The sequence below is a fragment of the Klebsiella sp. CN_Kp097 genome, from assembly GCF_040064495.1.
Lineage (GTDB): Bacteria > Pseudomonadota > Gammaproteobacteria > Enterobacterales > Enterobacteriaceae > Klebsiella > Klebsiella aerogenes.
The window spans coordinates 329,507-352,390 of the sequence record NZ_JBEAIL010000006.1; the positions used below are offsets into that span (position 1 = coordinate 329,507).

The following is a 22,884-nucleotide window of genomic DNA, read 5'->3' on the forward strand; positions in this document are numbered from 1 at the left end:
AGGGAGTGCGGTCGTAGCATAGCAGCAGAGGGAATCACGGAGATATGAATTTTGCCGCCTCTACTTATTAGTGGTCATAAGCTGATGATATGGTTCCCCCCGCGGCGCGGAGGGAACCTTGCGGCATCAGGCTTTCAGCTGCACTTTGCCATCTTTAACACGGGCTTCGTAGTGGGCGATGGAGTGGCTCTCATCTTCCATGCACAGCCCGTCGCTGAGGCGGAAGCGCTGCTTTTTCAGCGGGCTGGCAACCCACAGCGCGCCGTCATGCTCAGCGATAATCCCGCGGGACAGCACGCTGGCATTGAAGAACGGATCGATATTGCTGATGGCGAACACTCTGTCGTCATGGTACGGACGGAAGATAGCTACCTGCTGTTGCCCCAGCAGCGCACAGACGCCGGTCGCCGGCAGGATGTCGTCAATTTTGCAGATGTTTACCCACTGGCTCATACGTTTTCCTCCACCAGCGTGACCGGGATGCGCTCATAGGGCGTGGCCGGGCGATGCTGGTCACGTTCCGGCACCACCTGAACGTTCGGGTCGCGCTGATCGCTGTTGATAAAGTGTTTGAAGCGCGTCTGTGCCGCCGGGTTATTGACGGTCTCGGTCCATTCGCAGGCAAAAGCGGCGCGCAGGCGAGCCAGCTCTTCTTCAAGGTGATCGTTCAGGCCCAGCTTATCGTCGATGATGACGCTGCGCAGATAGTCGATGCCGCCTTCCATGTTGTCCAGCCACGGCGCGGTACGGGTAAGCTTATCGGCGGTGCGGATGTAGAACATCATAAAGCGGTCGAGATATTTGATGAGCGTATCGCGATCGAGGTCTGCGGCCAGCAGATCGGCGTGGCGTGGTTTCATCCCGCCGTTACCGCACACGTACAGGTTCCAGCCTTTCTCGGTGGCGATGATCCCAACGTCTTTACCCTGGGCTTCCGCGCATTCACGGGTACAACCGGAGACGCCGAACTTCATTTTGTGCGGGGTACGGATACCTTTATAGCGGTTTTCCAGTTCTACGCCGAAGCCGACGCTATCGCCGACGCCGTAGCGGCACCAGGTACTGCCGACGCAGGTTTTCGCCATACGTAACGCTTTGGCGTACGCATGGCCGGTTTCGAAGCCGGCTTCAATCAGTTGACGCCAGATTTCCGGCAGGTCGTCTTTTTGCGCGCCGAACAGGCCGATACGCTGGGAGCCGGTGATTTTGGTATACAGATTAAATTCGCGCGCGATGCGACCGACGGCAACCAGGCCTTCTGGCGTAATTTCGCCGCCTGCGGAGCGCGGGATAACCGAGTAGGTGCCATCTTTCTGGATGTTGGCGAGGAAGTTATCGTTGGTGTCCTGCAGCGGCGTGTGCTGTGGTTTGAGGATGTACTCATTCCAGCAGGAGGCCAGCAGGGAACCGACGGTCGGCTTACAGACTTCACAGCCGTAGCCCTGACCGTGTTTTTCCAGCAGTTCGTCGAAGGTTTTGATGCCTTCCACGCGGATCAGGTGGAACAGCTCCTGGCGAGAGTAGGCGAAGTGCTCACACAGATTGTTGTTCACTTCGATACCCTGTTTCGCCAGCTCGGCGTTGAGCACCTGCGTCACCAGCGGAATACAGCCGCCGCAGCCGGTTCCGGCTTTGGTTTCCGCTTTCAGCGCCGCCACGGTGTGGCAGCCTTTATTGATAGCGGCGATCAGGTCGCCTTTGCTGACGTCGAAGCAGGAACAAATCTGCGCGCTGTCCGGCAGTTTATCCACGCCGATGGACGGCTTGCCGCTGCCGGCGTGGGCCGGAAGGATCAGCGAATCCGGGTTTTCCGGCAGCTCGATGGCATTCAGCACCAGCTGCAGCAGGTTGCCGTAATCGCTGGTGTCGCCGACCAGTACCGCGCCAAGCAGGGTTTTGTTATCTTCGCTGACAATGAGCCGTTTGTAGACCTCTTTACTTTCGTCGAGATAGACATAGCTACGCGCGCCCGGCGTGCGCCCGTGGGCGTCGCCGATACCGCCAACGTCAACGCCGAGCAGCTTCAGCTTGGCGCTGAGGTCGGCGCCGGTGAACAGATTGTCGTTGCCGAGGATATGGTCAACGGTAACCTGCGCCATTTTGTAGCCTGGGGCGACAAGACCGTATACGCGGTTATTCCAGCTGGCGCATTCGCCGATAGCGTAGATATCCGGGTCGGAGGTCTGGCAGCTATCGTTGACCATGATGCCGCCGCGTTGGGCGACGGCGAGACCGCACTGGGTAGCCAGCTTGTCGCGCGGACGGATACCGGTAGAGAAGACGATGAAATCGACCTGCAGTTCGCTACCGTCGGCGAAGCGCATCGTTTTGCGTGCCTCGGTGCCCTGCTGAACGATCTCTTTGGTGTTTTTGCTAGTGTGAACTTTCACACCCATGCTTTCAATCTTACGCTTCAGCTGCTCGCCGCCCATCTGGTCGAGCTGCTCGGCCATCAGCATCGGCGCGAACTCGATCACGTGGGTTTCCACGCCGAGATTTTTCAGCGCGCCAGCCGCTTCCAGACCGAGCAGACCGCCGCCGACCACCGCGCCGCGTTTGCTGCGACGGGCGCAGGATTCGATGGCGTTAAGATCTTCAATAGTACGATAGACGAAGCAATCCTGGGTTTCCGCGCCTTTAATCGGCGGGATCCACGGGTATGAGCCAGTCGCCATAATCAGCTTGTCGTAGAAAACGGTACGGCCAGCGCTGGAGTGGATCACCTTTTCCTGACGGTTGATGGTAATCGCGCGTTCGCCGACCAGTACCTTGACGCCGTGTTTCTCATAGAAACCTTCGCGTACCAGCGACAGCTCTTCCGCAGTGTGATGGGAGAAGTAAGACGACAGGTGGACACGGTCATAGGCGATACGCGGCTCTTCACAGAACACGGTAATGTCGAATTGTCCGGCAGGCGCCTTATCAAGAAGCTCTTCGATAAAGCGATGGCCGACCATGCCGTTACCGATAATAGCGATTCTGACTTTGCTCATTTTTGCCTCGATTTCTTTTCTATTACCGCCTACCTTAACGATTCAGCTACTACACTCATTGATACAAATCAATTTAGAACTTACCTACCACTTAATGAGTATATTCATGATTTATAATGATTTTTCTAAGTTGCGGAAAAATCAGGCTTTTCCGTTTTGTTCTTTTTATGTACAAAGACAGCGGAAGAAATAAGCAATGTTCAGGGGAGCAGACTATGTCGACAACGCCGTTGTGGTTAATTCAGAACGTCCATCTGCCACAGAAGGAAGGGCTGTGGCAGATTGCGATTGATAAAGGGCGATTCGGCGACATTACGCCGATGGGAGAGGCGCGCAGCGAGAGCTACGAAGTGCTTAACGCCCGCGGCGGATTGGCCATCCCGCCGTTTATCGAACCGCACATTCATCTCGATACCACGCAGACGGCGGGAGAACCAAACTGGAACCAGTCCGGGACGCTGTTCGAAGGGATTGAGCGTTGGGCCGAGCGTAAAGCGCTACTAAGCCATGAGGATGTGAAAGCCCGCGCGTGGAAAACCCTGCGCTGGCAAATCGCTAACGGCATCCAGTTTGTCCGCACCCATGTCGATGTTTCCGACCCAACGTTGACCGCGCTGAAAGCGATGCTGGAAGTCAAACAAGAGGTAGCGCCGTGGGTCGATTTGCAGATAGTCGCCTTCCCCCAGGAAGGGATTTTATCCTACCCCAATGGTGAGAGTTTGCTGGAGGAGGCGTTACGGCTGGGCGCCGATGTGGTCGGGGCGATCCCGCATTTCGAATTTACTCGTGAATATGGTGTGGAATCACTGCATATCGCCTTCCGTCTGGCGCAGAAATACCAGCGTCCGCTGGATATCCACTGCGATGAAATTGACGATGAACAGTCGCGCTTTGTCGAAACGGTCGCCGCGCTGGCGTTAAAAGAGGGAATTGGCCCCCGGGTGACCGCGAGCCACACCACCGCGATGCACTCCTATAATGGCGCTTATACCTCGCGGCTGTTCCGCCTGTTAAAACTCTCGGGCATTAACTTCGTCGCCAACCCGCTGGTCAATATTCATCTGCAGGGGCGCTTTGATGACTACCCGAAGCGGCGCGGCGTGACGCGAGTTAAGGAGCTGATGGCGGCCGGCATTAATGTCTGTTTTGGCCACGATGATGTGTTCGACCCGTGGTATCCGTTGGGAACCGGCAACATGCTACAGGTGCTGCATATGGGGCTACACGTTTGCCAGTTGATGGGCTATCAGCAGATTAACGACAGTCTGCAGCTGATTACCCACAACAGCGCCAGAACCTTTGGGCTCAATGATTACGGCATCGCTACCGGCAACCCGGCCAATCTGGTGATCTTGCCGGCGGAAAACGGTTTTGAAGCCGTACGCTGCCAGGTGCCGGTACGTTGGTCAATTCGTCAGGGAAGGGTCATTGCGACTACGCAGCTGGCGCAGACGTGGATACAGACCGATAAAGGCGGCGAGGAGTTGTTTTTTACCAAAAATAGCCCCTTTGCCGAAGCAAAGGGGCCTAAGGCTTAGTGCGCCGACGCGTTCTGACGGTGGCGGGAAACGAAGCCAAGGAGCAGACACATCACGAATACCACGGCATAGAGGCCGTTCGCGGTGTGCAGCGCGGCCAGCGGGCCGCTGGCCGCGACGATCGGCCCGGTCACTACGAAGGTCAGCATGGTGCCGATAGTGCCGCAGGTCAGAATGAAGTTCACCAGCTTCGGTGAAGCGACTTTAGTCTGCTGCGAGCCCAGAGTAATGATCGAGGTATAGATGGCGCTGGAGAAGAAGCCAAGGGTCAGGATGAACCACGGCATATGCTCCGGCGAACCGTTAATGAACAGATACATCAGGACTGTCGCCAGGCCCGCCAGCACGGTCAGGATGCGCTGCAGGTCGAAGAAGCGCAGGATGAAGCTGAACGACCACATGCCGATCATATAGGACATCCAGAAATCGCTAACCAGCTTACCGGCGTCGCCGAGGCTCATGCCGAGGCCTTTGGCATATTCCGGTACCCAGGAGATAAAGCCCAACTGGCCGAGTATGTAGCACAGCGCGGCGATGGAAAGGAACAGCACGCCGATGCCCCATTTCTCTTTCACTACCGGCTGGCTGTTTTCCGCCAGCGCTTTGTTGCCAAGCACCGGGAACTCACAGCCGAAAGTCAGCGCGAAAATAGCAACGTAGACCAGGCCGATACAGGCGTAAACCCAGTACCACTCAATGCTGCGCGCCAGCAGAACGGCTGCGACCATCGGGAAGATCATCCCTGCCATGCTGAAGAAGGAGTCGGTGAACAGCAGACGCGCGCCGCGCTGGCGGCCTTCATACATGTGGGTAATCAGGAAAGTACCGATCGACATGGTGATCCCGCTGACCAGACCGAGCACGAACATCGACGCGGAGAACAGCGTCAGACTGTGGCCGAACATCAGCCCGGCGATAGCTAACAGCATCAGGATAAAGCCGAAGCGCAGCTGGGTTTTCAGCGGCACGATCTCCATCAGCCAGGCATTGAGGAAGATAGAAATCAGAATACCGGCATTGAGGAAGGTAAAGGTGTTACTCATACTGGACACCGGCAGATGGAAATAATCCGCGATGTTCCCCATCACCATCCCGGTGACGATCACCAACGCGCCGGTCAGGGCGTAGGAGAAAAAGCTGATCCATGTGAGCTTAATACGATTGCTGTTAGTCATGACAGGCCTGTGAATAGATAGATAAAGCGCGTTGACGCTGCGCCGGGCGCACAGATTTTATTCATTCAAGTGATGAAGGCAAACGTTTATATTGAAATGTAGAGCTTATTGCATGGTTTTGTGTGACTTTGATCACATTAATAAGATTGCTCACACCTGAGTCAGTTCGTAACAAGTGTTTCAGCTAAGTAAAATTAGGTAAAAGGCTAGCCCGCTATGCAAAGGCTCTTTAGAATCAAGGCACTTGCTTTTTACTCTGCTCCGTTAAGGAATTTCCATGCTCAAATCCACTCTGGCGGCGATGGCTGCCGTATTCGCCATTTCAGCATTCTCCCCCGCCATGGCGGCCAAGGGCGACCCGCACGTACTGCTGACCACTTCTGCTGGCAACATCGAGTTGGAGCTGAATAGCCAGAAGGCGCCGATTTCTGTCGATAACTTCCTGAAGTACGTGAACAGCGGTTTCTATAACAACACGACCTTCCACCGGGTGATCCCAGGCTTTATGGTGCAAGGCGGCGGCTTTAACGAGCAGATGCAGCAAAAGCAGCCGAACCCGCCGATTAAAAACGAAGCCGACAATGGCCTGCGTAATACCCGCGGCACGATCGCCATGGCGCGTACTGCCGACCAGGACAGCGCGACCAGCCAGTTCTTCATCAACGTGGCCGATAACGCCTTCCTCGACCATGGCCAGCGCGATTTTGGCTACGCGGTATTTGGTAAAGTGGTGAAGGGAATGGATGTCGCCGACAAAATTTCTCAGGTTCCGACCCACAACGTCGGCCCGTACCAAAATGTTCCGTCCAAACCGGTCGTTATTCTCTCGGCGAAAGTGCTGCCGTAATCCTCTTCTGGCGCGGGCGGTCCGCCTGCGCCCAGCTTGCCTCTCTGCGTAACCTGAAATTGCTGCTTATACTTGTGGCACACAGGGGACGATAAGGGAGGCGACCATGCGTTTACTCACCGATAAACAAAAATCCCGGCTCTGGGAACAGACCCGCAATGCCAATTTTCAGGCCAGCCGACGCCTTGAAGGCGCGACGGTACCGCTCGTTACCTTGACGGCTGAGGAAGCGCTGGCGCGTCTTGCCGAGCTGAGGAGGCGTCATGAGCGCTAAATATGGTGACGATCGCGACCCCTATCTCTATCCGACGCTGGATGTGTTGCGTAATCGGCTGGGTATTCGTCAGGCGCAGCGGCTGGAACAAACGGCATGGGAATTCACTTCGCTGCGCGCGGCGACGATCCCGTTGGGCCCGCGCGGCCGCGGCTTACCGCATCTGTGCGCCATTCACCGGCAACTTTATCAGGATCTCTTTGACTGGGCGGGCAAACTGCGGGAAATCGATATCTACCAGGGCGATACGCCGTTTTGCCACTTCGCGTGGATAGAGAAAGAGGGCAACGCGCTGATGCGCAAGCTGGAAGAAGAGGACTATCTGTGTGAACAACCCCGGGAGACGTTCGTCGAACGCCTGAGCTGGTACTACGGCGAAATCAATGTCCTGCACCCGTTCCGCCTTGGCAACGGCCTGACGCAAAGGATCTTCTTCGAACAGTTGGCCATTCACGCCGGCTACCTGCTCGACTGGCGGGGTATTGAGCCGGATGCGTGGAGCCAGGCTAACCAGCTGGGCGCGATGGGCGACCCGGAACCGCTGGAGCGTATCTTTCGTAAAGTGGTAAGCGAAGCGCGGGAATCTGAGTAGAATAGCCCGGTTTTGTTTTTTCCGGAGCCGCTATGATCCTGCTAATCGATAACTATGACTCTTTCACCTGGAATCTGTACCAGTACTTTTGCGAACTGGGGGCGGAGGTGCTGGTTAAGCGTAACGATGAGTTAACGCTGGCAGAGATAGCGTCGCTGGCGCCGGAGAAAATCGTTATTTCGCCGGGCCCCTGCACGCCCGATGAGTCAGGTATTTCGCTGGACGTTATCCGCCGCTATGCCGGAAAAACCCCGCTGCTCGGCGTGTGTCTGGGTCATCAGGCTATCGCCCAGGTCTTCGGCGCCGCCATCGTACGCGCCGCTCAGGTCATGCATGGTAAAACGTCGCTTATTGAGCACAACGGCGAGGGCGTTTTTAAGGGGTTAAACAACCCGCTCACCGTTACGCGTTACCATTCATTAGTTATCGACCCGCCAACTCTTCCCGCGGATTTTATCGTTACCGCCCGCAGCGCCAGCGGTGAAATCATGGGTATCCGCCATCGCCAGTGGGATCTCGAAGGCGTGCAGTTCCACCCGGAGAGTATTCTTAGCGAACAGGGACACCAACTGCTGCAAAACTTCCTTAAACGCTGATTTGTAGTTGCCATGAGTTGATTTATTATGCATATTTTGTGATTAAAACATCGCATTCATTGCACCTTACACAGAAGGATGGGCATCACATGGCAACAGAGCAACCGGCAATCACCCGCGCCACATTCGATGAAGTCATTCTGCCGATTTATGCACCGGCGGAGTTTATTCCGGTGAAGGGGAAAGGCAGCCGCGTTTGGGATCAGCAGGGCAAAGAGTACGTTGATTTTGCCGGCGGGATTGCGGTGACCGCGCTGGGCCACTGCCACCCGGCGCTGGTGGCGGCGCTGCACGAGCAGGGCGAAACCCTGTGGCACACCAGCAACGTTTTTACCAACGAGCCGGCGCTGCGCCTGGGTCGCCAACTGGTGGACGCTACTTTTGCCGAACGCGTGGTGTTTATGAACTCCGGTACGGAAGCCAATGAAACGGCGTTCAAGCTGGCGCGTCATTACGCAATCACTCGCCATAGCCCGTACAAAACCAAAATCATCGCTTTCCATAATGCCTTCCACGGACGGTCGCTGTTCACCGTCTCGGTTGGTGGTCAGCCGAAATACTCTGACGGTTTCGGGCCGAAACCGGCAGATATCGTGCATGTCCCATTTAACGATCTCGAGGCGGTGAAAGCGGTGATCGATGACCATACCTGCGCGGTGGTGGTTGAGCCGATTCAGGGCGAGGGCGGGGTGATGGCGGCGACGCCGGCGTTCCTGCAGGGGCTGCGCGAACTGTGCGACCAGTATCAGGCACTGCTGGTATTTGATGAAGTGCAGTGCGGTATGGGCCGTACCGGTTCGCTGTTCGCCTATATGCATTACGGCGTGACCCCGGATATCCTGACCAGCGCGAAAGCGCTCGGCGGCGGTTTCCCGATTAGCGCGATGTTGACCACCAATGAAATTGCCAGCGCCTTCCATGCCGGTTCCCATGGCTCCACCTACGGCGGCAATCCGCTGGCCTGCGCGGTGGCGACCGCGGCTTTCAACCTGATTAACACGCCGCAGGTGCTGGAGGGCGTGAATGCCAAACGGGCGCTGTTTGTCGAACACCTGCAGCAGATCGATGCGCAGTTTGATCTGTTCAGCGACATCCGCGGCATGGGGCTGTTAATCGGCGCCGCGCTTAAGCCGCAGCATCATGGACGCGCGCGCGATTTCCTCTATGCCGCGGCGGAGGCCGGGGTGATGGTGTTAAACGCCGGGCCGGACGTAATGCGCTTTGTGCCGTCGCTGGTGATTGATGATAGCGATATCGCCGAAGGGATGGCGCGCTTTGCGCAGGCGGTTAAAAACGTGCTTAGCGCCTAGTCGTGCGTAGCCAGATGCCGTGATGCGGACGCTGACGCCATGCCACCGACGAAATGGTGTGCATGGTGTTCAGATGGCCGAGGATCCGCTGCAGATGCTGCTCAAGGGTGCTGAGCGGCCCACGCAACACTTCCCCGTCCTGGGATTCCATAATATTTACATCGCCCGCGCTGCCCGGCCCGTCTGAATCCAGACGCTGCTGACAGCGCTGCAGCGCAATTTCACAAGATTCCAGATACCGCTGCGCCAGGTCAGGCGTTAGCATCGTATGCTCGCGCGCCAGCGTGGTCATGGCGTTGATATGCTCAACGATAAACTGGCTATGGGTTACCCACAGCTTCATATCTTCCAGATAGTGCGAGTTAAAACCCGGTTCCTGCATCGCCTGGTTAAGCGAGTTATACAGGGCGTTGTGCGCCTGGTTGACGCGCATACGCTGGTAGGCCAACGCCGGGGCCTGCGGATCGGCGCTAAGTATCAGCCGAATAGCCTCCTGATCGGCCTCCAGGGCATCGTGGGCGTTTTTACGCAGCAGGCCGCTCTGCCATTGCGGCCATAGCCAGACCATCCCGCCAAAGGCGATCAGACAGCCAATGATGGTATCGATAAAGCGGGCGACGATGAACTGCTCGCCGTTAAGCGTTAGCAACTGCAGGGTATATACCGCGGTGACGGTAAAGCCCACCATCGCCCAGCCGTAGTGTTTACGAATGATGAGATAGCTCAGCAGCGTGATGAACAACATACCGCTTAACGTATAGCTCTCCGGTACGTGGAAGTGTAAGGTCAGCCAGGCGATCACCAGGCCCGCCAGGGTGCCTGCCGCCCGGTGGACAATCCGCACGCGGGTGGCGCCGTAACCGTTTTGCGTCACGAACAGCACGGTCATCAGGATCCAGTAAGGCTTCGGCAGGTGCAGGGCGCTGCCCATCAGGCTGGCGATGCTCAACATTACGCTGATGCGCGCGGCGTTGCGCAGCGCCGGGGATTTCAATGACAGGTAATTCTTCAGGGCCGGTAGCAGCGGCAGGCGTCGTTCTTTGTCCGCCATCAGGTTACGTGCGTACAGCGGGCGCTGGGTGCGCAGCACGCGGGCGATACGACTGAAGTGCCAGGCGCAGAACTGGCCAACTGGGTTATCGGGATGCTGATAGGCGATTTTTTCCAGCGCGCCGATTTGCTTATCCATCTGAAAGCGGCGCGGGTAGCGGTGGTAGAGAATATCATCCGCCAGCACCCGCAGACGAGCGGCAACGGTCTGCGCGTTCCAGCGGATGACCGCTTCCGCATGGCTGCGCTCCACCAGTTTTTGCACCTCTTCCGGCTGGTGCAGGCTCACTGAAATATGTTCCTGCAGATCCAGCCCAACCTGGAACGCGCGCAGCAGTCGCTTATGTTCGCTACGCTGGTTGGCGGCTAACATATGCATCTGCTGATAGCACTGGGTAATTAAATCGACTACCTTCTGCTGGCGGGTAAGCAGCGGCGGCAGGGAGGTCGTCGGATCAGTGTGCTGCGTCAGGAGGCTATATTTGGCCTCGCAATAGTTAGCCAGTTCGCGGTAAAGCAGGCTTAACGACTCGCGCAGCGGCTGCTCTCGCCAGAGCCAAAACCAGAACCAGTTAAAGAGTCCGTACCACAAGGTTCCCAGCGCATAGATAAGCAGCGGCTCCCAGATGGGCATATTGCCGGCCAGGCTTAAGGTAAAAATGGCGGCGATAAGCGATGCCGGCAACAGGCGAGCGTGTAGCGAGCTGATTTCCGCCGTCACGCCGAGAATCAGCGCCAGCGCGCTGAGGATAAGCGGCAACGGGATGTCGCGCGCCAGAAGCAATTGCACAATCAGGCTGCTGCCGGCAAACAGGCAGCCGCCAACGATCAGGCGTTTGAAAAAACGTTTATGCGGGGTGTCGAGACCGGCAATATTGCAACAGGCGGGAACTAAAGAGAACAGCAGCCCTTGCTGCAGATGGCCGAGCAGAAGCCCGATGGCCACAGGTAGACACAGCACCAGCGTTTGCCGCAGTGCATAGTTGACTTCCGGGTGGTAAATCAGCCTGCGCCACATGGGAGAAACAAAAACGGCGTACTGCGCGGAGCAATACGCCGTTTAGCGACTTAACGGGTACCGTAGACGACGATAGTTTTACCGTGTGCCGAGATCAGGTTTTGATCTTCCAGCATCTTCAGAATACGGCCGACGGTTTCACGAGAGCAACCGACGATCTGGCCAATTTCCTGGCGGGTGATTTTGATCTGCATCCCGTCCGGGTGAGTCATGGCATCAGGCTGTTTCGCCAGATTCAGTAAGGTCTGAGCGATACGGCCCGTCACGTCGAGGAAAGCAAGGTTACCGACTTTCTCGGAAGTGACCTGCAGACGACGCGCCATCTGCGAAGAAAGGCGCATCAGGATGTCCGGGTTCACCTGGATTAACTGACGGAATTTTTTGTAAGAGATCTCGGCCACTTCACATGCGGTTTTCGCACGTACCCAGGCACTACGTTCCTGACCTTCTTCAAACAGGCCTAATTCACCGATGAAATCGCCCTGGTTGAGGTAAGAGAGGATCATCTCTTTACCTTCTTCATCCTTGATGAGTACAGCCACGGAGCCTTTTACGATGTAGTAAAGCGTTTCCGCTTTCTCACCCTGGTGAATCAGCGTGCTCTTTGATGGGTACTTATGAATGTGGCAATGAGACAAGAACCATTCAAGGGTAGGGTCTGTTTGCGGTTTGCCAAGCACCATGCGCGGTTATCCTCTGTTATAAGCTATCTCCGGACGCCGACACTACACGGCATCCGGGCATGCAATCGTATTTTTCCCTATGCCTGGGAAGCTGGCTGCTCAATTTATGCAGCCTGTAATGTGAACTCCTCAGCATACATGCGGTACATCAATGTATTACTGTAGCATCCAGACTGTTTTAGCATAGCTTTCACCGCATGTCTCCTGGTGTCTCGCTTCAGCATGACCCAGGTCGCCTTCCGTTGCGAGATTTGTTATGTGCGCGTAATCTGTCAGGAAAATTGCAACAGCGGAGTTAAATTTTATGCAAGCGCGTGTGAAATGGGTGGAAGGTCTAACCTTCATCGGTGAGTCGGCCTCCGGCCACCAGATTTTAATGGATGGCAACTCCGGGGACAAAGCGCCCAGCCCGATGGAGATGGTGTTAATGGCGGCGGGCGGCTGTAGCGCAATTGACGTGGTGTCTATCCTGCAAAAAGGGCGTCAAAACGTCACTAACTGCGAAGTGAAGCTGACCTCCGAACGCCGTGAAGAGGCGCCGCGCCTGTTCACTCATATCAATCTGCACTTTATCGTCACCGGTAAAGAGCTGAAGGATGCGGCGGTGTCCCGTGCGGTGGATTTATCCGCGGAGAAGTACTGCTCGGTGGCGTTGATGCTGGAAAAGGCGGTCAACATCACCCACTCTTACGAAGTCATCGAAGCCTGAGGCGAATTGACGTAGCGGGACACTAACCCCGGCAGCACGGCGACCGGGGTTTTATTTTGCCCTTAACTAATGGTTTTGCCTTCCATCAAGCGCTCGACCAGCGGCGCCATAATGAGCTCCATCGCCAGCCCCATCTTACCGCCCGGCACCACCAGGGTGTTCATATGCGAGATAAACGACCCCTGTAGCATCGCCAACAGCCAGGGATAATCAATCCCCTGCAAATTGCGGAAGTGAATCACCACGAAGCTTTCGTCGAGCGATGGAATACCTTTGGCGGCAAACGGATTCGAGGTATCGACCGTCGGCACGCGCTGGAAGTTGATATGGGTACGTGAGAACTGGGGGGTGATGAAATTGATGTAGTCCTCCATCGAACGCACCACTGAGTCCATCACCGCTTCGCGCGAATGGCCGCGTTCGCTGGTATCGCGAATGAGCTTCTGAATCCATTCGAGGTTGACGATCGGCACCACGCCGACCAGCAGGTCGACATGTTTCGCCACGTCATGCTGCGGCGTCACCACGCCGCCGTGCAGCCCCTCATAAAACAGCACGTCGGTCGGTTCAGGCAGCGGCTGCCACGGGGTAAAGGTGCCGGGAACCTGATTCCAGGGAACCGCTTCATCATAGGTATGGAGATATTTTCGCGACTGGCCCTTGCCGAATTCGCCGTACTCTAAAAAGGTGCGTTCAAGCAGGCTGAAGTCGTTGGCCTCCGGGCCGAAGTAGCTGATGTGTTTGCCCTGATCGCGCGCTTTGCGGATCGCCATGTCCATTTCCGGGCGAGTATAGCGATGGAAGCTATCCCCTTCGACCTCCGCGGCATGCAGGTTCAGTTGCGAGAAAATTTTGCGAAACGCGAGGCTGGTGGTGGTGGTGCCCGCGCCGCTGGAGCCCGTGACTGCGATCACTGGATGTTTGGCAGACATAACAACTCCCTGATTAAGTGATGGTGTGTCGCCGTATCGCGCCAGGCTCTCGCGGTTAGAGGGGCATGGCGCTTAGCCGTTAAACATCTTGCGGGGCATGATGTTGACCGTCTCGTGCAGTTCTGACCACACCAGTACGGCCTCCCCGGTTTTAAGCTGCTGTTTTACATCGGCGACTTTATCGGCAAGCGAACGTTCATGTTCACCATAATCGGTGCCTTCGCGCAACACAAAGCTTTCAATCAGATTATCCAGCGTTTCGGGATCGAGATCCTGCCAGGGAATAATCATGCTTGTCCTCCCAGCCAGCGGGTTAACCAATCCGGAATACGTTGCTCCAGCCACATTTGCGGTTTTCGCAGCGTACCGCCGACAAAGCCAACGTGGCCGCCTTGTTCCGTGAGCTGATATTCGACGTTAGCCGGCAGCTGTTCCTGCGGCGGTATTGAATGATGGTCCATAAATGGATCGTCTTTTGCGTGAATGATCAGCGTCGGCTTGGTGATATCGCTTAAGCGCGGCATCGCGCTGCACTGTCGGTAATAGTCTAGCGCATCGGCGAAACCGTGGATTTTGGCGGTGATCATGTCGTCGAATTCGCGGATGCGGCGCATGCTTTTGAGCTGGCGAAGATCCACCGGCAGCGAGCCTGGATAGGCTTTCAGCTTGCGCGAGGCGTTGGCTTTCAGCAGGTTGAGCAGGTAACGCTGATAGACGCGCGAAAATCCTTTATCCATATGGTAGCTGCAGGCTTCCAGCATAAAGGGCGCCGAGACAATGACGGCCGCATCGAGCGGAATATTGTCGCCTTCTTTCGCCAGCAGACAGCCCAGCATGTTGCCGCCAAGCGAATAGCCTACCGCCGCCGTCGGCGCGGCGCCGAATTCACGCCGCAACCAGTGCAGGAACCAGGTGCCGTCTTCCGTTTCGCCAGAGTGATAAATACGACTGTTGCGATTCGGCTCGCCGCTGCAGCCGCGAAAATGCATCACCACCCCGAGCCAGCCGCGCTGCATGGCGGCGTGAATTAAACCGTGGGCGTAAGGGCTGTGCAGGCTGCCTTCCAGACCGTGAAAGACCACCAGTCGCGGTTTGTGGCGCGCGCCGGCGGGGTCTTCGCTCCAGGCCAGATCGACGAAATCGCCATCCGGCAGCTCAAGGCGCTGCCAGTGCGGCGTAAATCGGAGCTTGCGGCGGATGATCCGCGGCAGCATGGTTTGCAGATGACGATTGCCCACGCCGCGCATCGGATGGAATTCGCGCGAATCGTTATCGGGGGGCGTCACTGCTGTCGGGGTTATTTCAACCATAGTACCAGGATTATTAAGAAACTTTTAGAACACTATACCGCGCATAAAAGTGGGCGGTTAGCCAATATGTGGTCTTGCGGCTAATCGGCAAGCAGATTGCGCGAGAAGAGGTGGATATCCGCACCGGGCTTGAGCCGCCACAATCGCGCCTTTCGCGCCCCTGTCGCCAGCGTTTCTCCGGTTTCTTCGAACATGCCGGAGGCCTCAAAACGGCGGATTAGGCTTTTACGCTGAATCGGCTGGCCGAGGATGATTTCGGTCGCTTCCTGCAACTGGCCGTGGGTAAAGGTATCCCCCAAACAGTAAACAGGCAATAACGAATACATCGTTTTCTGGCGCAGGCGCTCCAGCGCGGCGCTGACTATCTGCCGATGATCGAAGGCAAGGTGATACTCATCAAGCTGCTGGACCGGCACCCAGCGGGCGTCGCTGACGCTGGCGATATGCGGCTGACAATCGACCCAGGCGATTAGCGCGAACCAGGCAACGGTCAGGCTCCAACCGCGCGGATCGCGGTCCGGTCCGGAAAAGGTACCGAACTGCTCCAGCCATGAAGGGGAAATGCCGGTTTTTTCCGTCAGCTTCCGCAGCGCCGTAGTGCGGGTGGACTCATCGTGGCCCGTATCGATAAATCCGCCGGGCAGCCCCCATGCGCCTTGCTGTGGCGGATTCGCGCGTTCAACCAACAGTACGCACAGCGCTCCCTGATGAAGGGTAAACAGCACGCTGTCGACGGTCACCAGCGGTGAAGGAAAACGGCTGGCGTCGTAGTGGTTGAGGTAATCGGCGTCGGTGGTCATAACATGCTCGCTGCGCAATAAGAACGCCGACAAGTGTACCAGCCCCCTTCAGAGCGGCAAGTGGCTATTTTTTCCTTCTATCTTTCAATGGGTTAATTCTTTTTCGTCGCGGAACGATATTTAATGCTTGCATGAATAGTGTCTTAAGGACATTATCAATTGTGTCCAAGAGACATAATTTAGGCGAGGAGGCCATCATGAGCGAAAAATTCACACTTTTGCTGGACGATACAGCGGTAACCCTTGCCAGCGGCGTCTTCCCTGATGGCGCAGGCTGGCTGAAAGTGACCGGTGAGCTGCCGGCCTCCGCCGCGTTAATGCGCATTCGGGCGGTCGCGCTACGTGATATGAATGATTTTATGCTGCTGGCCCAGTTGGTGGAGGCCGTTCGCCATGTGACCGATGTCGCCTTCAGCCATCTGGAGCTGCCATGGCTGCCGTGGGCGCGCCAGGATCGCCATATGGTGCCAGGCGACAGCTTTGCGCTGAAAGTTTTTGCACAGCAGCTGAATACACTGGGATTCGACAAAATTGTAGTCCTCGACCCGCATAGTGAGGCCGCGGCGGCGGCGGTAAACAACCTGGTCGCGATTAGCCAACAACAGTGCATGCTGCAGAACTCCCATCTGCGACGTGCCATCGCCGCCGGGAAGTTAATGCTGGTGGCGCCGGATGCTGGAGCGTTAAAGAAAATTCAGTATGTCGCTAAAGCCTGTGGCGCCAGCGAGTTTGCGATCCTCAGTAAGGAGCGAGATGTCGCTAGCGGCGCGTTAACAGGCTTTTCGCTGCTGGCCGGAGAGGTGGCGGGTAAAGCGGTACTGATCGTTGATGATCTTTGCGATGCCGGTGGAACGTTTATCGGCTCGGCGCAGGTCCTGCGTGACGCCGGCGCGCGTAGCGTTAGCCTGTACGTGACGCATGGCGTCTTTTCTAAAGGCATTACGCATCTATTGAATAATGGCATCGATGCCATTTACTCCACCACCTCTTATTCCTCTGCGGCTTTAGTCCATCCACAGCTGGAACTGATTGATATTGAAACCATTTACCGCGCTTATTGGGGATAACAAAATGAAAATGAATCCGATTCTGGCTATCGATGGTTATAAAGTTTCCCATCGCGTTCAGTATCCACAGGGGACGACTAAGGTCTATTCGAATTTTACGCCGCGCGGCGACCGTTTCTTTCAGTCGCCGCTAGCGGATGGCAAGTTGGTATTCTTCGGCTTACAGGGTTTTTTACAGTGGTTCCTCATCGATCTGTTTAACGAGGGCTTTTTCGCTCGTCCGGAAGAGGAAGTGGTCAGCGAGTATAAGCAGGTTATGGACGGCTACCTGGGACGGGATAGTGTCGCGGTAGATCATATCCGCGAGCTGCATCAGCTAGGCTACCTGCCGCTGCACATCAAAGCGCTGGATGAGGGCACGAAAGTGCCGATGAAGGTACCGGTTTTAACCATCACCAATACCCTGCCGCAGTTTTTCTGGCTGGTGAACTATCTGGAGACGGTCCTTTCGGCAGAACTGTGGAAAACGTCAACTAATGCCACTATCGCGCATCACTATCGTCTGATCTGCGAACGCTGGGCGGAGCAAACCTGTAGCGATTTGACACATCTGGATTTTCAATGCCACGACTTTTCGTTTCGCGGCATGTCCGGGCTACATGACGCCGCACAGTCTGGCAGCGGGCATCTGATTAGCTTTAAAGGGACGGATAGCCTGCCTGCGCTGCTCTACGCTCGTGATTACTATACTCGGGGTGAAGAAGACACGATCGGCGCCAGCATCCCCGCTACCGAGCATAGCGTGATGTGTATGGGCGAGCGGGATCGGGAGATAGAAACTTTTCGCCGGCTCATCTCTGACGTCCACCCGCAGGGGTTTGTCTCTATTGTTTCCGATACCTGGGATTACTGGCAGGTACTGACCGAGTATACCCGCGAACTGAAAGCCGTCATTATGCAACGCCAGGGACGTGTGGTATTCCGACCGGACAGCGGCGATCCGGTGGCTATCCTCTGCGGCACTGCCGCCGATGATGATACCCGCAGCGATCGTCGCGCCGAGGAGAAAGGTTCGGTTGAGGTGCTGTGGGAAATCTTTGGCGGGACGATTAACGAGAAGGGGTATAAGGTGCTGGACCCCCACGTAGGTCTGATTTATGGCGATTCTATTACGCTTGCGAGAGCGGATGAGATCCTGCGTCGCCTGGAAGCTAAAGGCTTTGCCAGCGCTAACGTGGTATTCGGGGTGGGTTCATATACCTACCAGTACAATACGCGTGATACTTTCGGCTTTGCGATGAAAGCCACCTGGGGGGAAGTGAATGGCGAAGGAAGAGCGCTCTTTAAGGAGCCAAAAACCGACAACGGCCTGAAACGTTCTGCGCGCGGGCTGTTACGCGTAGCGCGCGATGCCAGCGGCGAGCTACGGCTGCATGACGATCAAAGCCAGGAGCAAGAAGGTCAGGGAGAGCTAACCACTCGTTTCCTTGATGGCCAGCTGTTTGGTTACGAATCATTGTCACAGATCCGCGCCCGGCTGGCGGCGCAGCGTTGATGCCAGGCGAATGAAAAAAGGCGGGATATCCCGCCTTTTGTTGTCACTGTCTTGCATTAACCTTCCTGCAGCATCCGCTCCAGCTGTTCCTGCGCGTCCAGCCACGCCATTTCACACTCTTCGAGCCCTGATTTGGCGCTCGCCTGCTGCTGCAGGCACGCGGTTAATTCCGCTTTGCGCGAGGCGTCATATAACTCGCTGTCGCCCAGTTTCTCTTCCGCCTGCGCCAGCTGCGCGTTGAGTTTATCCATCTCTTTTTCCAGCCGGGCGATCTCTTTACGCAGCGGTTGCGTTTGCGTGCGCAGTTCGGCTTCGCGGCGTTTTTGATCCTTACGCGCTTGCGCGCTGTTGCCGTTATCCTTCGGCGCTTCAGAAGTCTGGTTTTCCTGCTTCTGCGAATCACTCAGCCACTGCTGATAATCTTCCAGATCGCCATCAAACGGTTCAACTTTACCGTCGTGTACGAGATACAGATCGTCAGTGGTGGAGCGGATCAGGTGACGATCGTGCGAGACCACGACCAGCGCCCCTTCGAAGTCGATCAGCGCTTCGGTTAAGGCCTGACGCATATCAAGATCAAGGTGGTTGGTCGGTTCATCGAGCAGCAGTAGGTTAGGGCGCTGCCAGACGATTAACGCCAGCACCAGGCGCGCTTTTTCGCCGCCGGAGAAACGGCGGGTCTCTTCGCTGACTTTATCCCCCTGGAATCCAAAGCCGCCGAGGTAGTCGCGCAGTTTTTGTTCCAGCTCCTGCGGCGCCAGGCGGGCCAGATGCTGTATCGGCGACTCATCGGCGCGCAGGAATTCGAGCTGATGCTGGGCGAAGTAACCGAGCTTAATCCCTTTCGCCAGGCCAATTTCACCGGACAGCGGCTGTAACTCACCGGCCAGCAGCTTAATCAGCGTTGATTTACCGGCGCCGTTGCGCCCCAGCAGACCGATACGCGAACCGGGCACCAGGTTCAGCTTGATGGAGTCGAGAATAATCCGTTCGCCGTAGCCGGCGCTGACTTTTTCCATCTTGAGTAACGGGTTCGGCAGGCTTTCCGGCGCGCGGAAGCTGAAGTGGAACGGGTTATCGACGTGCGCCGGAGCGATAAGCTCCATGCGCTCAAGCATTTTGATACGGCTCTGCGCCTGCTTCGCTTTGGTGGCCTTGGCGCGGAAGCGGTCGATATAGCTCTGCAAGTGGGCTACGCGCTGCTGCTGGCTTTCATACATGGCCTGCTGCTGCGACAGACGGGTCGCGCGCTGGATTTCAAACGAGCTGTAGTTACCGGTGTATTCGAACATCGTTTGCTGTTCGATATGAATAATTTTATCGACGATCGGATCGAGGAAATCACGATCGTGGGAAATCAGGATCAGCGTACCGGTATAGCCTTTCAGCCATTTTTCCAGCCAGATCACCGCATCAAGATCGAGGTGGTTGGTCGGTTCGTCGAGCAGCAGCAGGTCGGAACGGCAGATCAGCGCCTGCGCGAGGTTTAAGCGCATACGCCAGCCGCCGGAGAAATCACTGACCGGGCGCTCAAGCTGCTCGTTACTGAAACCAAGGCCGTGTAGCAGGCTGGCGGCGCGGGAACGAATAGTCCAGGCGTCAATGGCATCCAGCTTACCGTGGACGGTAGCGATGGCGTGGCCGTCGTCGCGCTCATTGGCCTGCTGTAAATCGGCTTCCAGCTTGCGGAACTCGCGATCGCCATCAATAACATAATCAATAGCCGGTTGCGGCAGGGCCGGCGTTTCCTGATTAACCCACGCCAGCTGCCAGTTGCTCGGGAAGGTCATGGAGCCGCCGTCGGCGCTTATCTCGTTTTTCAAAAGCGAAAGCAACGTAGATTTACCGCAGCCGTTTTTACCCACCAGACCGACCTTCTGGCCAGGATTGATGGTGGCGGTGGCGTTGTCCAGCAGGACGCGTACGCCGCGACGAATTTGTAACGAGGAGAAAACAATCATAAGGCGCCGTATGTTCAGACTATGTTAATTTGTCTTTATGATAATGTAGTGTGGAAGCGAAACGCTCCATAGGGCCGCAATGGTAGCCCAAAATGAAGACGATAGACAAAGTCATTCTGGTTGCGTCGAGACGCAGCCGCTTCGCAAGCCGCCAGATGACGTTCGGGAGGGGAATGATGTCTCAGACAGCGAAAGTGTTGCTGCTGTATGCCCACCCAGAATCTCAGGATTCCGTGGCCAACCGGGTTTTGCTTGAACCGGCCTTACAGTTGCCGAATGTCACCGTGCACGATCTTTATGCGCACTATCCAGATTTTTTTATTGATATCGCCCATGAGCAGGATCTCCTGCGTCAGCACCAGGTGATTGTTTTCCAACATCCGCTGTATACGTGGAGCTGCCCGGCATTGTTGAAAGAGTGGCTGGACCGGGTGCTGAGCCGCGGCTTCGCCAGCGGCGCGGGAGGAAATCAACTGGCGGGAAAGTACTGGCGTAGCGTGATCACCACCGGCGAGCCGGAGAGCGCTTACCGCCGCGATGCTAATCGCTATCCGATGAATGATATTCTGCGCCCTTTTGAGTTAACGGCCGGCATGTGCCGCATGCACTGGCTGAGTCCGATTATTGTCTACTGGGCGCGCCGACAGCGGCCGGAAGATTTGCAAAGCCACGCCCGCGCATATCGCGATTGGCTCGCGAATCCTGTTGCTACAGGAGGCGTCAATGGCGGGAGCTGATTTGCTATTAGCAGGGGTACTGTTTTTGTTTGCCGCCGTGGTGGCGGTACCGCTGGCGGCCCGGCTGGGCATTGGCGCCGTGCTCGGCTACCTGCTGGCCGGGATTGCAATTGGCCCGTGGGGGCTTGGCTTTATTAGCGATGTGGATGAAATTCTTCACTTTTCCGAGCTGGGCGTTGTATTCCTGATGTTCATCATCGGCCTTGAGCTTAATCCGGCCAAATTGTGGCAACTGCGCAACTCGATATTCGGCGTCGGCGCGGCGCAGGTGCTGTTTAGCGCGGCGATCCTCGGCGGATTGCTGGTGGTCACCGGGTTTTCGTGGCAGGCGGCCGTGGTGGGCGGTATTGGGTTAGCAATGTCTTCTACCGCAATGGCGCTGCAGCTGATGCGCGAGAAGGGAATGAGCCGTAACGAATCCGGCCAGCTGGGCTTTTCAGTTCTGTTATTTCAGGATTTAGCGGTGATCCCGGCACTGGCGCTGGTCCCGCTGCTCGCCGGACACGGCGACGATAACTTCAACTGGATGTCGGTGGGGATGAAGGTGCTGGCTTTCGCCGGCATGCTGATTGGCGGCCGTTTTCTGCTGCGTCCGGTTTTCCGTTTTATCGCCGGTTCCGGCGTGCGTGAGGTATTTACCGCCGCCACGCTGCTGCTGGTGCTGGGTTCCGCGCTGTTTATGGACGCCCTGGGGCTGTCAATGGCGCTGGGGACGTTTATCGCCGGCGTGCTGCTGGCGGAAAGCGAATATCGCCACGAGCTGGAAATCGCTATTGAGCCTTTTAAAGGCTTGCTGCTGGGGCTGTTTTTTATCTCCGTCGGCATGGCGCTGAATCTTGGCGTGCTATATACCCATCTGTTGTGGGTCGCGCTGAGCGTTGCCGCGCTGGTGGCGGTTAAAGCGTTGGTGCTTTATGTATTGGCCCGGCTATATGGTTTGCGCAGCTCCGAGCGCACGCAGTTCGCCGGAGTATTGAGCCAGGGCGGCGAGTTCGCCTTTGTTCTCTTTTCCATGCCGGCTTCGCAGAAGCTGTTCCATAACGATCAAATGGCGCTGCTGCTGGTTACCGTAACCTTATCGATGATGACCACGCCGCTCCTGATGAAGGTCATTGATAAAGTGCTGTCGCGACGGCTTAACCCGGCGGAGGATACCGATGAGGCGCCATGGGTCGAGGATGATAAGCCACAGGTGATTATCGTTGGCTTCGGGCGTTTTGGTCAGGTGATTGGGCGCCTGCTGATGGCCAATAAAATGCGTATTACCGTGCTTGAACGCGATATCAGCGCGGTCAACCTGATGCGCAAATATGGCTACAAAGTCTATTTCGGCGATGCGACGCAGCTTGAGCTGCTGCGTTCGGCGGGGGCGGAAGAGGCGCAGTCTATTGTGATTACCTGCAACGAGCCGGAAGATACCATGAAGCTGGTGGAGATGTGCCAACAGCATTTTCCCCACCTCCATATTCTGGCGCGTGCGCGGGGGCGCGTAGAGGCGCATGAGCTATTACAGGCCGGCGTGACGCAATTCTCGCGAGAAACCTTCTCCAGCGCCCTGGAATTGGGGCGCAAGGCGCTGGTGACCCTGGGAATGCATCCGCATCAGGCGCAGCGCGCGCAGTTACACTTTCGACGCCTCGATATGCGAATGCTGCGCGAGTTAATGCCAGTGCATACTGATACCGTACAGATATCCCGCGTGCGGGAGGCCCGGCGCGAGCTGGAAGAGATTTTTGAGCGTGAAATGCAGAAAGAAAGCCGGCAGCTGGACGGCTGGGACGAGTTTGAATAGAAGGT

General features: G+C 56.5%; 21 protein-coding genes. 11 read left to right on the forward strand and 10 right to left on the reverse strand.

Annotated elements, in window-relative coordinates:
- Positions 1-126: 126 nt before the first annotated feature.
- Positions 127-453 carry a nitrite reductase small subunit NirD gene (nirD, locus tag ABLV07_RS10060; RefSeq protein WP_015369393.1) on the reverse strand — a complete coding sequence of 109 codons (327 nt, stop codon included), beginning with the start codon at positions 451-453 and terminating at the stop codon, positions 127-129.
- Positions 450-2,993, reverse strand: a complete 2,544-nt coding sequence (gene nirB, locus ABLV07_RS10065) for a nitrite reductase large subunit NirB (protein ID WP_015369394.1) — start codon at positions 2,991-2,993, stop codon at positions 450-452. Before nirB ends, nirD begins: the two co-directional genes overlap by 4 nt.
- 215 nt (positions 2,994-3,208) lie before the next feature.
- Between nirB and ABLV07_RS10070 the strand changes: the two genes are divergently transcribed.
- Complete coding sequence (locus tag ABLV07_RS10070) at positions 3,209-4,531, forward strand: cytosine deaminase (protein ID WP_015369395.1); 1,323 nt, start codon at positions 3,209-3,211, stop codon at positions 4,529-4,531.
- Here the strand turns inward: ABLV07_RS10070 and tsgA are convergent.
- Entirely contained in the window at positions 4,528-5,706 is a 1,179-nt protein-coding gene (tsgA, locus tag ABLV07_RS10075; protein ID WP_020077806.1) for an MFS transporter TsgA, read from the reverse strand. The two genes, ABLV07_RS10070 and tsgA, sit on opposite strands and share 4 nt — an antisense overlap.
- A gap of 277 nt (positions 5,707-5,983) precedes the next feature.
- Here tsgA and ppiA point away from each other — a divergent pair, with 277 nt between their 5' ends.
- The 5 genes from ppiA to ABLV07_RS10100 all read left to right on the forward strand — a co-directional run bounded on the left by ppiA (position 5,984) and on the right by ABLV07_RS10100 (position 9,325).
- Positions 5,984-6,553, forward strand: coding sequence for a peptidylprolyl isomerase A (gene ppiA / locus ABLV07_RS10080; RefSeq protein ID WP_015369397.1), 570 nt, complete (start codon positions 5,984-5,986; stop codon positions 6,551-6,553).
- A gap of 106 nt (positions 6,554-6,659) precedes the next feature.
- Positions 6,660-6,827, forward strand: a complete 168-nt coding sequence (locus ABLV07_RS10085) for a YhfG family protein (RefSeq protein ID WP_015703650.1) — start codon at positions 6,660-6,662, stop codon at positions 6,825-6,827.
- Complete coding sequence (locus tag ABLV07_RS10090; protein WP_032713183.1) at positions 6,817-7,419, forward strand: putative adenosine monophosphate-protein transferase Fic; 603 nt, start codon at positions 6,817-6,819, stop codon at positions 7,417-7,419. Before ABLV07_RS10085 ends, ABLV07_RS10090 begins: the two co-directional genes overlap by 11 nt.
- A gap of 32 nt (positions 7,420-7,451) precedes the next feature.
- Entirely contained in the window at positions 7,452-8,015 is a 564-nt protein-coding gene (gene pabA, locus ABLV07_RS10095) for an aminodeoxychorismate synthase component 2 (protein WP_042893910.1), read from the forward strand.
- A gap of 89 nt (positions 8,016-8,104) precedes the next feature.
- A complete protein-coding gene (locus ABLV07_RS10100; RefSeq protein WP_015369401.1) occupies positions 8,105-9,325 on the forward strand; it encodes an aspartate aminotransferase family protein in 1,221 nt (406 codons plus the stop codon).
- Here the strand turns inward: ABLV07_RS10100 and ABLV07_RS10105 are convergent.
- Together ABLV07_RS10105 and crp are read right to left on the reverse strand one after the other, a co-directional pair.
- Positions 9,315-11,393: a YccS/YhfK family putative transporter gene (locus tag ABLV07_RS10105; RefSeq protein ID WP_046883947.1), complete on the reverse strand. Its 2,079-nt coding sequence runs from the start codon at positions 11,391-11,393 to the stop codon at positions 9,315-9,317. The genes ABLV07_RS10100 and ABLV07_RS10105 overlap by 11 nt on opposite strands.
- A gap of 50 nt (positions 11,394-11,443) precedes the next feature.
- On the reverse strand, positions 11,444-12,076 hold the full coding sequence (crp, locus tag ABLV07_RS10110) for a cAMP-activated global transcriptional regulator CRP (RefSeq protein ID WP_000242758.1): 633 nt from the start codon (positions 12,074-12,076) through the stop codon (positions 11,444-11,446).
- Positions 12,077-12,380: 304 nt separating this feature from the next.
- Between crp and ABLV07_RS10115 the strand changes: the two genes are divergently transcribed.
- A complete protein-coding gene (locus ABLV07_RS10115; RefSeq protein ID WP_015703648.1) occupies positions 12,381-12,785 on the forward strand; it encodes an OsmC family protein in 405 nt (134 codons plus the stop codon).
- Positions 12,786-12,847: 62 nt separating this feature from the next.
- On the opposite strand, the gene ABLV07_RS10120 is transcribed toward ABLV07_RS10115, so the two are convergent.
- The 4 genes from ABLV07_RS10120 to ABLV07_RS10135 form a co-directional block, all read right to left on the reverse strand.
- Positions 12,848-13,717, reverse strand: coding sequence for a phosphoribulokinase (locus tag ABLV07_RS10120; protein WP_015369404.1), 870 nt, complete (start codon positions 13,715-13,717; stop codon positions 12,848-12,850).
- A gap of 72 nt (positions 13,718-13,789) precedes the next feature.
- Positions 13,790-14,008, reverse strand: coding sequence for a YheU family protein (locus ABLV07_RS10125; protein WP_015369405.1), 219 nt, complete (start codon positions 14,006-14,008; stop codon positions 13,790-13,792).
- Positions 14,005-15,027 (reverse strand): hydrolase, encoded by a 1,023-nt coding sequence (locus tag ABLV07_RS10130; RefSeq protein ID WP_015703647.1) that lies wholly within the window; start codon positions 15,025-15,027, stop codon positions 14,005-14,007. Before ABLV07_RS10130 ends, ABLV07_RS10125 begins: the two co-directional genes overlap by 4 nt.
- 80 nt (positions 15,028-15,107) lie before the next feature.
- Positions 15,108-15,827 (reverse strand): NUDIX domain-containing protein, encoded by a 720-nt coding sequence (locus tag ABLV07_RS10135; RefSeq protein WP_108684469.1) that lies wholly within the window; start codon positions 15,825-15,827, stop codon positions 15,108-15,110.
- Positions 15,828-16,024: 197 nt separating this feature from the next.
- Here ABLV07_RS10135 and prs point away from each other — a divergent pair, with 197 nt between their 5' ends.
- Together prs and ABLV07_RS10145 are read left to right on the forward strand one after the other, a co-directional pair.
- Positions 16,025-16,894 (forward strand): ribose-phosphate diphosphokinase, encoded by an 870-nt coding sequence (prs, locus tag ABLV07_RS10140; RefSeq protein WP_139397217.1) that lies wholly within the window; start codon positions 16,025-16,027, stop codon positions 16,892-16,894.
- Positions 16,895-16,898: 4 nt separating this feature from the next.
- On the forward strand, positions 16,899-18,389 hold the full coding sequence (locus ABLV07_RS10145) for a nicotinate phosphoribosyltransferase (protein WP_139397215.1): 1,491 nt from the start codon (positions 16,899-16,901) through the stop codon (positions 18,387-18,389).
- 56 nt (positions 18,390-18,445) lie between these two features.
- Here ABLV07_RS10145 and ABLV07_RS10150 read toward each other — a convergent pair whose 3' ends face one another.
- Positions 18,446-20,350 carry an ABC transporter ATP-binding protein gene (locus tag ABLV07_RS10150; protein ID WP_020077810.1) on the reverse strand — a complete coding sequence of 635 codons (1,905 nt, stop codon included), beginning with the start codon at positions 20,348-20,350 and terminating at the stop codon, positions 18,446-18,448.
- Between the two features lie 173 nt (positions 20,351-20,523).
- Between ABLV07_RS10150 and kefG the strand changes: the two genes are divergently transcribed.
- The gene (gene kefG, locus ABLV07_RS10155; RefSeq protein ID WP_015369408.1) at positions 20,524-21,087 is read left to right on the forward strand and encodes a glutathione-regulated potassium-efflux system ancillary protein KefG; all 564 of its coding nucleotides are present in this window, start codon (positions 20,524-20,526) and stop codon (positions 21,085-21,087) included.
- Positions 21,074-22,879 carry a glutathione-regulated potassium-efflux system protein KefB gene (gene kefB, locus ABLV07_RS10160; RefSeq protein ID WP_015369409.1) on the forward strand — a complete coding sequence of 602 codons (1,806 nt, stop codon included), beginning with the start codon at positions 21,074-21,076 and terminating at the stop codon, positions 22,877-22,879. The genes kefG and kefB overlap by 14 nt, the downstream gene beginning before the upstream one ends.
- Positions 22,880-22,884 lie beyond the last annotated feature (5 nt).